The sequence below is a fragment of the Chryseobacterium glaciei genome (genome assembly GCF_001648155.1).
Lineage (GTDB): Bacteria > Bacteroidota > Bacteroidia > Flavobacteriales > Weeksellaceae > Chryseobacterium > Chryseobacterium glaciei.
Map to the genome: position 1 here is coordinate 3,531,309 of NZ_CP015199.1, position 13,267 is coordinate 3,544,575.

A 13,267-nucleotide genomic window follows, 5' to 3' on the forward strand; every position below is an offset into this window, starting at 1 on the left:
AGGTACAAATCTTTCTATTCTTTTTTCTAATACTACACTTAGGAGCTTCCAGTATGACAAACTCTTGTAACTAAATTTTATCACAGATAAAATCCTCGCGCCTTAAAAAGAATATTAAACATAAAAACTTTGCGCCTTTGCGATTTCCAACAAAACGAGACCAGAAACAAGAAAATTTTTCCACATGAAAGAGCAGGATGCTGTAAGTTCCTAAAATGTATATTTTTATTTTTGTTAATTAGTTTAATTAAAATAATTCAGGATTTACTGAAAATAATTATGAAATTTCAAAATATATCAAAATTCCTATTATCTCTTTTTACACTTTTTTTCTTTTCATCAGCGGTGAAGAGTCAGGATAAATTTCCTGATGGAACAGCCATTCCGCAATGGTTTAGAGATAACAAACCGACGGACATCAACAAATTAGGAAAAAAATATATTCTTACGGATTTTGGAGTTAAAAATGACAGCACGATTCTTCAGACAAAACAAGTTCAGGCGATCATTGATAATGCTGCTAAAAATGGAGGCGGAGTTATTATTGTTCCAAAAGGCACATTTTTGATAAGCTCTATTTTTTTTAAACAAGGAACACATTTGCATTTAGAAAAAGGAGCAGTTTTAAAGGGAAGCGATGACATCAACGATTATCCGGTCGTAACAACAAGAATGGAAGGACAAACCGTAAAATATTTTCCGGCATTGGTAAATGCAGACGGATTGGATGGTTTTACGATTTCAGGGAAAGGAACGCTTAACGGAAATGGTTTACGCTTCTGGAAATCATTTTGGAAAAGACGCGAATGGAATCCTAAATGCACCAATATGGATGAAATGCGACCTCGTATCATTTACATTTCAAATTCTAAAAACGTTCAGATTGAAGATATTACCGTAAAAAATTCACCTTTCTGGAGTACACATTATTATAAAAGTCAATTCATAAAGTTATTAAATTTAACAATTTTAGCTCCAAAAGAGCCTGTAAAAGCACCAAGTACAGATGCAATTGATATTGATGCTTGTTCTAATTTCTTAGTTAAAAATTGTTATTTATCAGTAAACGACGACGCCATTGCATTAAAAGGTGGAAAAGGTCCAAAAGCGGATAAAGATCCAAATAATGGTGAAAACAGAAACATTATCATTGAAAACAACACTTTCGGATTCTGCCATTCTGCATTGACTTGCGGTAGCGAATCGATTCACAATTACAATATTATTTTCAGAAATTCGACAGTGAATGATGCTTCGAGATTACTGCATTTGAAAATGCGTCCGGACACGCCGCAACATTACGAATACATCACGCTTGACAATATCAAAGGAAACGTAAAAACTTTCTTATTTGTAAAAGGCTGGAGCCAGTTTTTTGATTTAAAAGGAGAAGAAGCGCCGAAAAGGAGGTTAGCAAATAATATTGTCTTAAAAAATATAGACATCAGTTGTGAAATGGCTTTCGATATTGAAAAATCAGACCTGTACGAGTTGAAAGATTTTACTTTAGAAAATCTGAAAATCAAAGCATTAAAACCTGAAGAGCAGAACTTAAATGTTATTGAAAATGTAAAGAAAACGAATGTAAACGTTACCAAAGTAACTTCTTTAGGTCAATCATACGATAAAAAAGACGATTCCGACGAAGGCAAAAAATAATGAATTATTCTTCCAAAATATTCTTTCTGCTATGTTTGTGCTTCCAATTGCTGCATGCTCAAAGTAAGGAAATTAAATTCCTGAGCGGGACAGATTCTGAGCATACAAAAGAGTGGGATTTTTGGATAAATGGAGGTCGGAAATCCGGAAATTGGGATAAAATTCAGGTTCCTTCTCAATGGGAACAGCAGGGATTTGGGTCGTATAACTATGGAAGGGACTATGTGACCTATGGGAAAAATTTTAAATTTAATGATGAAGTAGGTTTATATAAACATAAGTTTTTGGTTCCAAATTCATGGAAAGGAAAATCGGTCAACATTGTTTTTGAAGGTTCAATGACGGATACCGAAGTGAAAATTAATGGAAAGCTTGCCGGAGCAATTCATCAAGGCGCTTTTTATGAATTTAAATATGATATTTCCGATAAATTAAATTTCGGAAAAGAAAATATTCTTGAAGTCAAAGTTTCCAAAATGTCCGCCGACAAATCTGTAAATAATGCGGAACGTTTGGCAGATTATTGGATTTTGGGAGGAATTTTCAGACCTGTTTATCTTGAAATAACTCCAAAAGAAAATATATCATCGACATCAATTGATGCAAAAGCAGACGGAACTTTTCGTTCGAATATTCATTTAAAAGGAATTGAAGCAGTCAATAATTTAAAAGTAGAATTATTTGATGCTAAAAATATTCTGATTGGAGAATCTCAAATTAAAATTGAAAAAGGAGATACTTTAAAACAAATCCAGTTTTCCGTTAAAAATCCCAAACTTTGGACGGCAGAAACTCCGAATTTATACAAAGCAAAATTCAGTTTAAAGAAAAATAAAAAAAACATCTACGATACCGAAGAAAAATTCGGTTTCCGAACCATTGAAATCCGAAAAGGCGACGGAATTTACATCAACGGAACCAAAATCAAGATGAAAGGCATCAATCGTCACGTTTGGTGGCCGGAAACAGGTCGAGCCGTCAGCAAAAACATCGATTTAATGGACGTTCAGCTCATCAAAGAAATGAATATGAATGCCGTTCGCTGTTCGCATTATCCGCCCAATAAATCATTTCTAAAGGCTTGTGATTCGTTAGGATTGTATGTTTTGGATGAATTGGCGGGCTGGCAAAAAAAATACAGCACAGAAGTTGGGAAAAAACTTGTGAGAGAAATGGTTACAAAAGATGCCAATCATCCCTCGATCATTTTTTGGAGCAACGGAAACGAAGGCGGACATAATTTTGATTTGGATACAGAATTTGCAAAATATGATGTGTCAAATCGCCCGGTCATTCACGCACATCATAAACCGGGAAATGCTTTTAACGGGATTGATTGCAACCATTACGAAGACTATTACAGTACAAAAACGATTCTCGAAGGAGAAAATATTTATATGCCGACCGAATTTTTGCACGCTCAGGATGATGGCGGTGGCGGAACTTCTCTGGCCGATTATTGGGAGCTTCACTGGAACTCAAAAAAAGGCGCCGGAGGTTTTATTTGGGCGTTTGCAGATGAAGGCTTAGTGAGAACCGATTTCAATAATCAGATTGATGTAAATGCGATCAATGCTCCGGATGGAGTTGTGGGTCCGCATCGTGAAAAAGAAGGAAGTTTTTATGCGATCCGCGAAATTTACAGTCCGGTAAAAATTGATATTAAAACGATTTCAAACGATTTTAACGGAAATATTCCTGTGGAAAATCGATATCATTTTACGAATTTAAATGAATGTCAGTTTGAATGGAAATTGATCAAATTTAAAACTCCATATTCCTCAGAATCAGGATTTGATGTTCTGCAAAAAGGAAAAGCAGAATCTCCGAATATTAAACCAACAGAAAAAGGAAATATCAATTTAAATCTTCCTCAAAACTGGAAAGAAAGTCAGGCTTTATTATTAACCGCCACCGACCCTTTCGGAAAAGAGATTTACACATGGACTTGGAAAATTTCTTCTAATAATGAAATTTCAAAACAGTTTCAGAAAACTTTAACGAAAGAATTTCCGGTTTCTGTTGCGGAAAATGATTCATTATTTATTTTAAAATCAGAAGAAAAAGAATTTTCAATCGGTAAAAAAAACGGATTATTAAAGTCAGTTATTTTAGATAAAAAAGGCAAGAAAATGACCTTCCGAAACGGACCGGTTTTCGTGAATGGAAAAACAGAATTATCATCCATAAAATCTTTTGCGGAAGGGAAAAATCAAATCATTGAAGTATCTTATAAAAACGGAAATAAAATAATTTGGAAGCTGAATCCTGACGGAATTTTAGAGTTAAATTACGAATATGCACTTTCAGGAGATTATCCGTTTGCAGGCGTAAGTTTTGATTATCCCGAAAATTATGTCATCAGCGCAAAATGGTTGGGCAAAGGCCCTTATCACGTCTGGAAAAACCGCACTCAGGGACAGACGTATAATGTTTGGCACAATTTGAAAAACTCAACAAGAACAGGTTCTTCACCTTGGATTTATCCTGAATTTAAAGGATATTATGACAATGTTTCCTGGTTGCAGCTAGATACCGCAGAAGGAAAAATTACGATCGGAACAAAAGAAGAAAAGATGTTTGTAAGGCTCTTTGATTTTTATGGAATTTACGGAGCAGAAGGTTTTCCGAAATTACCAAGCGGAAATATTTCATTTTTGGATACGATACCGCCTTTGGGAACTGTTTTGGCTTTTAACATTAATGATAAAACTGAATCTTTAGGACCAGAAAGTGAATTGAACCATCTCAACGGAACTTTTAAAAGAACGCTTTATTTTTATTTCGGTTTGCCGGATTTGGATGATGAAAAAAAACAGTTTACAATGCCGAAAGAAAACATTTTAACGGATTAAATTATGAAAAAGATAGGATTTTTAATGGTTTTTTTAAGCTCGTTTTTGTTCGCGCAACAGACGATTTTCAAATTTGATTTTGGTGGTGAAAGAGCAGAAAGCGGATTTATTCCAATCACTTCAACCTCAAAATTTGACAAGAAAATTGGCTATGGATTTATGGATATTTCCAACTTAAAATCCGTTGACAATGGAGGGAATGCATTGACGGGAGACTATATCACCAGCGACAAACCTTTCTATTTTTCAGTGGCAATTCCTGAAGGAAATTATGACATAAAATTAACGTTAGGCGATAGCAAAGGCACTTCCGAAACAACAGTTCGTGTAGAAAACCGTCGTCTGATGCTGGATGATTTGAAAACAAAAGAAAAGGAAATCATTGAAAAATCAATTACCGTTCATGTTAAAGACAGCATCATTCGTAATCAAAACGGAACTCAGATTGGGATTGTAAAATTAAAACCGAGAGAAACAAAATATCTGCATTGGGATAATCTGTTGACCATTGAATTTAATAATAAAGCTCCAAAAGTTTGTGCATTAATCATTCAACCCAACAAAACAGCAAAAACGATTTATATTACGGGAGATTCTACGGTTGTAGATGCGCAGTACGAGCCTTGGGCTTCTTGGGGACAGATGTTGCCGTATTTTTTTGTTCCGAAAGAAGTCGTAATTGCCAATTATGCCGAAAGCGGGGAAACATTGAAAGCCTTTGAAGACCGCCACCGAATTGATAAAATCTGGAACAGGATAAAACCCGGAGATTATCTGTTCATCCAGTTTGGACATAACGACCAAAAGTATGGGAACAGCACGAAATCCGGCTATAGAAAAAGATTAAAAGAATGGATTAATAAAGCAAAACAATTGGGAGCAATTCCGGTTTTGGTGACTTCAATGAACCGTCATGATTTTGATGAAAATAATAAAATTGTCAATACTTTGGATGATTTTCCTTCCGCAATGCGTGAAATTTCAAAAGAAGAAAATGTATTTTTAATCGATTTAAATGCCATGAGTAAAACGCTGTTTGAAGCGATGGGACCGGAGAATTCTAAAAAAGCATTTGTCTATTATCCTGCAAATTCTTATCCAAATCAGCCGAATGCTTTGGCGGATGATACTCATTTTAATACGTATGGCGCTTATGAATTGGCAAAATGTGTGGTAAAAAGTATTGTAGACCAAAAATTGCCTTTGAGTAAATTTGTTTCCAACAATTACAAAGGTTTTGATCCAAATAAACCTGATGCAGTTGAAAAATTTCATTGGCCTGAAAGCATCTTTATGGAATCTTTAAAACCTGATGGAAATTGAAAATTGGTGTTTAAACATAAAGTTTAAAGAACCACGAAGTGGTTCAATATGAATAGCATCGGGTGAAACCCGGTGAAAAATATGAATAACATCATACGAAACGGGTTAAAAAATGAACAACATCTGATAAATCCCGATTTGAAAATATCAATCAAAAATGAAAATTAAAAATATAATCAGTTTAAGTTTAATCTGTTTTGCTTTCGGAAATCTTTCTGCACAAAATCCGTGGCCAAAAACTACCGAAACCGCAAAACCATGGACACGTTGGTGGTGGATGGGAAATGCTGTGGATGAAAAAGGATTGGATAAACAGCTGACAACACTTAATAAAGCAGGTTTTGGAGGTGTTGAAATCGTTCCGATTTACGGAGCAAAAGGTTTTGAAAATCAATATATTAATTATCTCTCTTCAGAATGGATGAAAATGCTACAGTTCACCACGAACAAAGCAAAAAGCCTGAATATGGGCGTTGATATGGCGGTCGGAACAGGTTGGCCAATCGGAGGACCGCAGGTAAGTGAAGAGGATGCTGCCACGAAAATGATTGTTCAGACTTATACAATTTCATCAGGCGAAAAATTTTCAGAAAAAATTGTTTTAAATGGTGAAAAGCTTAAAAATTTAAAAACGATAAAACTCGATATTGTTACCGCTTACAATGAAAAAAATGAAGCGGTTGTCTTAAACGATAAAATCACAAACGACGGTTCTCTCAATTGGAAACCATATTCCGGAAAATGGACGATCTATGCCGTTTTTACAGGTAAAACTTTACAAAAAGTAAAACGTGCAGCTCCGGGTGGTGAAGGATATACATTGGATCATTTTTCGCCTGTTGCAACGGTAAATTATCTTAAAACTTTCGATAAAGCTTTTGGAAACTCCAATTACGGCGTGCGTTCTTTTTTTAATGACAGTTACGAAGTTTACAATGCCGACTGGACGCCTGATTTTAAAAATGAATTTAAAAAAAGGAGAGGATATGATCTAAGTCCGTACATCAAATATTTGATTAATAATGATGAAAACGAGGTAACGACAAGAGTTAAATCTGATTACAGACAGACGTTGAGCGAATTGATTTTAAACAATTTTGCCGATAATTTCACGAACTGGGCACATTCCAAAAACTCAAAAAATACGAATCAGGCGCACGGTTCACCCGGAAATTTGCTGGATTTGTACGCCGCAGTCGATATTCCTGAATCTGAAACTTTCGGAAGCTCTATTTTTGAAATTCCGGGGTTGAAAAGGGACACCGCAGATATTCAAAAATCGGATATGCCTGATTTCAATATGTTGAAATTTGCTTCATCAGTAGCCAATGTGACGGGCAAAAAACTAACTTCAAACGAGACTTTTACTTGGCTGACTGAGCATTTCAAAACTTCTTGGTCACAGGCAAAACCAGAAGTTGAACAGGTTTTCTTATCAGGAATCAATCACGTTTTTTATCACGGTACAACGTATACACCTGCCGATGTTCCTTTTCCGGGATGGCTGTTTTATGCTTCGGTTAATTTTGTTCCGGAAAACAGTTTGTGGCCACATTTAACAGGATTAAATTCTTACATTGAGCGTACTCAAAGTGTTTTACAAAGTGGAAAATCCGATAATGAATTGTTGATGTATTGGCCAATTTACGACCAGTGGGCAACTCCAAAAGGAAAAGATATTGCCTTTAAAGTTCATAATGTTGAAAAGTGGTTGCAACCAACTCCGATGTATGAGAATTTGAATAAACTAAGCAAAATGGGGTATTCTTTGGATATGATTTCGGATAAAATGATTAACGAATCAAAATCAGAAAATCAGAAAATTCAGACTGCAAAAGAAGGATCTTCTTATCAGGTTTTAATCATTCCGGAATTGACGTATTTACCGGAAACTACTTTGAATGATATTCTGAAATTAGCCCAAAATGGCGCTTCGGTTATTTTTCAAAACGAACCAAAAGATATTCCCGGAAACTTTGAAGTGGAGAAAAGAAGAAATCAATTAAAATCTTTGTGGAATCAAATTCCGTTTCAGAATCAAGCTGAAAATGTGAAAATTGCAAGCTTTGGAAAAGGAAAGATTGTTTTAAGTTCAGATGTTGAAAAAGGATTAGAATATTTGAAAATTCAAAGAGAAAAATTAACGGACACAGGATTGAAATTTGTGAGAAGACAGTTTGACGGCGGAAAATATTATTACATTGTCAATCATACTTCAAAGGAAATTAATCAATTTGTTCCTATTAATTATACAGGAAAGCAAACGACGATAATGAATCCTGAAAACGGAGATTTTGGTGTTGCCGAAATGCAAAATAATTCTGTTCGAATTCAGTTGAAATCCGGAGAATCTTTAATTCTGAAAAATTCTGAAACTGTTGATTCATCCATCTCAAAATGGAAATATGCGGAGAAGACAGACGCTCCGATAGTTTTAGATCAGACTTGGCAATTGAGTTTCAAAGAAGGCGGTCCCGAACTTCCAAAATCCAGAAATTTAAAAAAGCTGGAACCTTGGACGAATTTTTCTGACGATCCTGCAACACAAAGTTTTTCAGGAACGGGAATTTACACCATAAATTTAAATGTAAAGAAAAAAAATGCAGACGAGTATCTTTTAAAATTTGATAAATTGTACGAAAGCGCAAAAGTGATTGTCAACGGTCAGGATGCGGGAATTGTCTGGAGCATTCCTTTTGAAATCAACATTGGAAAATACCTGAAAAAAGGTAAAAATACCATTCAAATAGAAGTTTGTAATTTAATGGCGAATAGAATTCGTTATATGGATCAGAAAAAAATCACGTGGCGAAATTACAATGAAATCAATTTTGTAAACATCGATTACAAACCATTTGATGCATCCAACTGGAAAGTTCAGCCTTCCGGATTGGATGGGCAGATTCAAATAATTCCACTAACTTACTCGAAATAAATTTTAAACATAATGAAGCAGACTATTTTAAAAAAAATTGCATTAGGAACCTGTTTTTTGGTGGCTGGTTTTTACTATTCTCAAAACAAACCAAAAGTCGTGTTGGATAACTTTTTTAATAACGAAAAACAACAAGATAAGGAAACCGGAGAATTAAAATCCATGCATTATACATGGGAAGATAAAACAAACGGTGGATTTTCTTTGTTAGGAGAAATTTTCACAAAGCAAGGTGCGGAAATCAGTACTCTGAAAACGGCTCCTTCAAAAAAAGATCTGAAAACGGCTAATGTTTACATTATTGTCGATGCAGATATTGACAAAGAAGCTTATGGAGGAAAAGCAAATTTAATTGATCCGGCAAGCATCAAAAATTTGGTGAAATGGGTTAAAGATGGTGGTGTTTTAGTTTTGCTGAGCAATGATCACGGCAATTCTGAGTTTGAACATTTTAACAAATTGGCCGGAGAATTCGGAATTCATTTCAATGATGACAGTTACAACCGCGTTCAAAAAAGAGAATTTGAGCAAGGAAAAGTAATGGTTCCTGCAGGAAACGAAGTGTTCTCTGAACAAAAATTATACATGAAAGAAGTGAGTTCGATCGATGTAAAATCGCCTGCCAAAGCTATTTTGACAGCAGAGAATAAAAATATTGGAGCTGTTGCAAAATTAGGAAAAGGGACGGTTTTCGCATTGGGTGATCCATGGTGTTATAATGAATATATCGATGGCAAAAAATTACCAGCCGATTTTACCAATTATCAAGGAACTGAAGAATGGGTAAAATGGTTACTGGAACAAGTTTCTAAAAAATAATTAAATCTGTGCAATCGATTGAATTATCTGATAAATATTTTGGGCAGCTTAATCCGCCTTCCACTCCCAATCTTTTTGTTACACTGCGTTTCACAAAAAGGATTTCCGTTCAAGTCGGGCTGCGAGAGATTCAATGCAACAATCCTTGTCAAGGTTTTAAACCTTGACAAGGATAAATCAACATAAAATGGCTTTTTTATCCTGAGCTTGTCGAAGGAAGCCAAAACATAAAAATTTTACTAAAAATAATGTAGAATTATGAAAATCAAGTATATCTTTATTACATCTGCTATTTTTCTTTCGCAAACAATTTTTGCGCAAAGACAAATGGAATATCTGGAAAGAGGAATCGTAGCCATACCTGCAGAATCAGGCGTTTTTGTAAGCTGGCGTCTATTGGGAACAGAAGCTCAAAATACTCATTTTGATCTCTATCGAACTGAAAATAATTCAACCAAAAAATTGAATGAAAAGCCATTGCTCAATGAGACTAATTTTTTAGACAAAACGGCAGATAAAGCAAAGAATTATACCTATTTCGTGAAATCCAACACTCAGGATAAAACGGTAGATGATGATTCTGCGAAATATGTAGCTTCTCAAAAGCCATATTTTTCAATTCCATTAAAAACTCCGGCCGGATATACCCCAAATGATATTTCAGTTGCAGATCTGGACGGAGATGGTGAATATGAAATCATCCTCCATCAAACCGGAGAATCCCGTGATAACAGTCAGAAAGGTATCACGGATGAGCCAATTATTCAGGCTTATAAAATGAATGGAACTTTCTTATGGGAAATCAATTTAGGAAAAAATATAAGAGAGGGCGCTCATTATACACAATTTCTGGTGTACGATCTAGACCAAGATGGTAAAGCAGAAATCGTAATGAAAACCGCAGATGGATCAAAAGACAGCAAAGGAAAAGTTATCGGAGATGCCACAAAAAATTACGTCAATGAAAACGGATTTATCCTTTCAGGTCCCGAATATCTGACAGTTTTTAATGGCGAAACGGGAGAGGAAATTAATACAGTCAATTATCAGGTTCCAAGATTTGCAGGGAGTTTAAATCCAACAGATGAACAAATGACCGAAACCTGGGGCGATGCAAAAGGAAATCGGATAGACAGGTTTTTGGGAGCAGTAGCTTATTTAGACGGTAAGCATCCGAGTTTTGTGATGTCAAGAGGATATTACACAAGAACTGCAATTGCAGCTTGGGATTATAAAGATAAAAAGCTTAGTCTGAGATGGTTATTTGATACTGAAAGCTCAGAAGAAAATAAAAAATTTCGTGGACAAGGAAACCACAATCTAAGCATTGCAGATGTTGATAACGACGGAAAAGATGAAATTGTCTATGGTGCAATGACCGTCGACGACAACGGAAAAGTCTTAAACAGCACAGGCTATGGTCATGGCGATGCTTTGCACGTTGGTGACTTAGATCCTTCAAATCCAGGATTGGAAATTTTTGACATTCAGGAAATATTTGACGATGCAGGCGCACATTTCAGAGATGGAAAAACAGGAAAGGTTTTATGGAAATTACCTTCTTTAATTTACAGTAAGCAAGGCAAATTCCAAGGTCCGGGAAGAGGTTTGTCTTTAAATATTGACCCTCGTTATGCCGGTTCAGAATGTTGGGCTGCCGGAGCCGGAGTTAAAGGTCTTTACGATGCTAAAGGAAATAAAATCAGTGAAAAAAATCCGTCAGTTAATATGGGAATTTATTGGGATGGAGATTTTTTAAGTGAAATTTTAGACGGAACTTCCATATCAAAATGGGACTGGAAAAATGAGAAATCAAACTTGATATTTGATGCTAAAGATTTTCAGTGTGAATCAAACAACGGAACCAAGAAAAATCCTTCTTTAGTTGCAGATTTATTTGGAGACTGGAGGGAAGAGGTAATTTATAGAACCTCAGATAATCAGGAACTTCGGATTTTCAGTTCGACAATTCCTACGAAGCACCGTTTGTACACTTTGATGCACAATCCACAGTATCGATTGAGCATCGTTTGGCAAAATGTAGGTTACAATCAGCCTCCGCACACGGATTATTATTTGGATGAATCGGTTAAAAAAATTCCAAAACCGAATATTATTACTGTAAAGCATTAAGTTCCCTTATATTAAATTAATAGGAATGGGCTTTTTAATCCTGAGCTTGTCGAAGGAAGCCCGTTTCAGAAATTTAAAATAACCATTTGGCTTTAGCCAAAGTCTAAAATAAGATTTAAATTAAACTAAATAAAAAGATAATAATTATGAAAAAGATACTCATGAGAACTGCTGTTTTTGCACTGATTTTTGGTGCTTTATCCTCATGTTCAGTTCAAAAGCAAGCAGCCAATAATGTTGATCTTCCCAATAAAAAAGAAGTTCTGGAAACTGCAGAAAGAGCCAACCAATATTTCATGAACAAATGGCCGGATACCGGAAAAGAAATTGTAGGAAAAAAAGTTTGGCCAAGCAACCTGTGGACCCGTGCAGTTTATTATGAAGGATTAATCGCATTATATAAGGTAGATCCTAAAAAAGAATATTATGACTACGCAATGTCATGGTCAGAAAAGCATAATTGGAACATGATGCGCGACACTTATACTCGTAACGCTGATAATCAGGCTTGTGGGCAAACGTATTTGGATCTTTATGAAATCGATGGTAAAAAAAATCCAGAGAGAATTAAATTGGTAAAAGCTTCCATAGACAGCATGATGGCTACCAATAAAGTAGATGACTGGTGGTGGATCGATGCGCTTCAAATGGGAATGCCAATTTTCACGAAATTGGGTAGAATGACAGGCGAGAAAAAATATTTCGATAAAAATTACGAAATGTATGCCTTCACGAAATACAAACACGGAGGAAATGGTCTTTACAATCCTAAAGACAAACTTTGGTGGAGAGACAAAAGTTTTGTTCCGCCTTATAAAGAACCAAACGGTGAAGATTGTTATTGGAGTCGTGGAAACGGTTGGGTAGTTGCTGCTTTGGCTCGTACATTGGAAGATACCCCGAAATCCGATCCTCATTATCAGGAATATTTACAGGATTACAAAGATTTGTTATCAGCATTGCTTCCGATTCAGAGAGAAGATGGTTTTTGGAACGCAAGTTTGCATGATCCAACCAATTTCGGAGGAAAAGAAATGACAGGAACCGCTCTTTTCGTATATGGAATGGCTTATGGAATCAATAACGGTTTGATTGATAAAAAAACGTATTTGCCTGTTGCTATCAAAGCCTGGAATGCCATTGCAAAAGATTCTGTTCAGCCTAATGGATTTTTAGGATGGGTACAGGGAACTGGAAAGGAACCAAAAGATGGTCAACCACTTTCTGTAAGCAAAGAACCTGATTTTGAAGATTATGGATTAGGCTGTTTGTTGCTTGCTGCAAGTGAGGTTTATAAACTGAAATAATGTTTTTATTTCCCACAGATTACACAAATTTGCACAGATGATTGCGTATAATTTGACAATTAAATAAGGTATAACATAAACATCTGTGCAAATCTGTGTAATCTGTGGGAAAATCAATATACTCCGACTGTAAATAAGGTCTCAATAAGGCTTTAACCAAAATATCTAATCAGTTTTTGGTTAAAGTCTTATTTTTTAACGCAAAGATCTATTTTTCCTAAGTACAAATTTTAGTG

Annotated in this window: 7 protein-coding genes; all 7 read left to right on the forward strand. The window is 35.4% G+C overall.

Annotated elements, in window-relative coordinates:
* Positions 1 to 279: 279 nt before the first annotated feature.
* Positions 280 to 1,659, forward strand: coding sequence for a rhamnogalacturonidase (locus A0O34_RS16010; protein WP_082891178.1), 1,380 nt, complete (start codon positions 280 to 282; stop codon positions 1,657 to 1,659).
* Positions 1,659 to 4,514 (forward strand): glycoside hydrolase family 2 protein, encoded by a 2,856-nt coding sequence (locus A0O34_RS16015; RefSeq protein WP_066756724.1) that lies wholly within the window; start codon positions 1,659 to 1,661, stop codon positions 4,512 to 4,514. The genes A0O34_RS16010 and A0O34_RS16015 overlap by 1 nt, the downstream gene beginning before the upstream one ends.
* A gap of 3 nt (positions 4,515 to 4,517) precedes the next feature.
* Positions 4,518 to 5,837 carry a rhamnogalacturonan acetylesterase gene (locus tag A0O34_RS16020; RefSeq protein WP_066756726.1) on the forward strand — a complete coding sequence of 440 codons (1,320 nt, stop codon included), beginning with the start codon at positions 4,518 to 4,520 and terminating at the stop codon, positions 5,835 to 5,837.
* Between the two features lie 157 nt (positions 5,838 to 5,994).
* On the forward strand, positions 5,995 to 8,772 hold the full coding sequence (locus A0O34_RS16025) for a glycosyl hydrolase (protein ID WP_066756728.1): 2,778 nt from the start codon (positions 5,995 to 5,997) through the stop codon (positions 8,770 to 8,772).
* 12 nt (positions 8,773 to 8,784) lie between these two features.
* Positions 8,785 to 9,591 carry a hypothetical protein gene (locus tag A0O34_RS16030; RefSeq protein WP_066756730.1) on the forward strand — a complete coding sequence of 269 codons (807 nt, stop codon included), beginning with the start codon at positions 8,785 to 8,787 and terminating at the stop codon, positions 9,589 to 9,591.
* A 258-nt stretch (positions 9,592 to 9,849) separates the two neighbouring features.
* The gene (locus A0O34_RS16035; protein ID WP_066756732.1) at positions 9,850 to 11,724 is read left to right on the forward strand and encodes a rhamnogalacturonan lyase; all 1,875 of its coding nucleotides are present in this window, start codon (positions 9,850 to 9,852) and stop codon (positions 11,722 to 11,724) included.
* A gap of 146 nt (positions 11,725 to 11,870) precedes the next feature.
* Positions 11,871 to 13,031 carry a glycoside hydrolase family 88/105 protein gene (locus tag A0O34_RS16040; protein WP_066756735.1) on the forward strand — a complete coding sequence of 387 codons (1,161 nt, stop codon included), beginning with the start codon at positions 11,871 to 11,873 and terminating at the stop codon, positions 13,029 to 13,031.
* Positions 13,032 to 13,267: the final 236 nt, after the last annotated feature.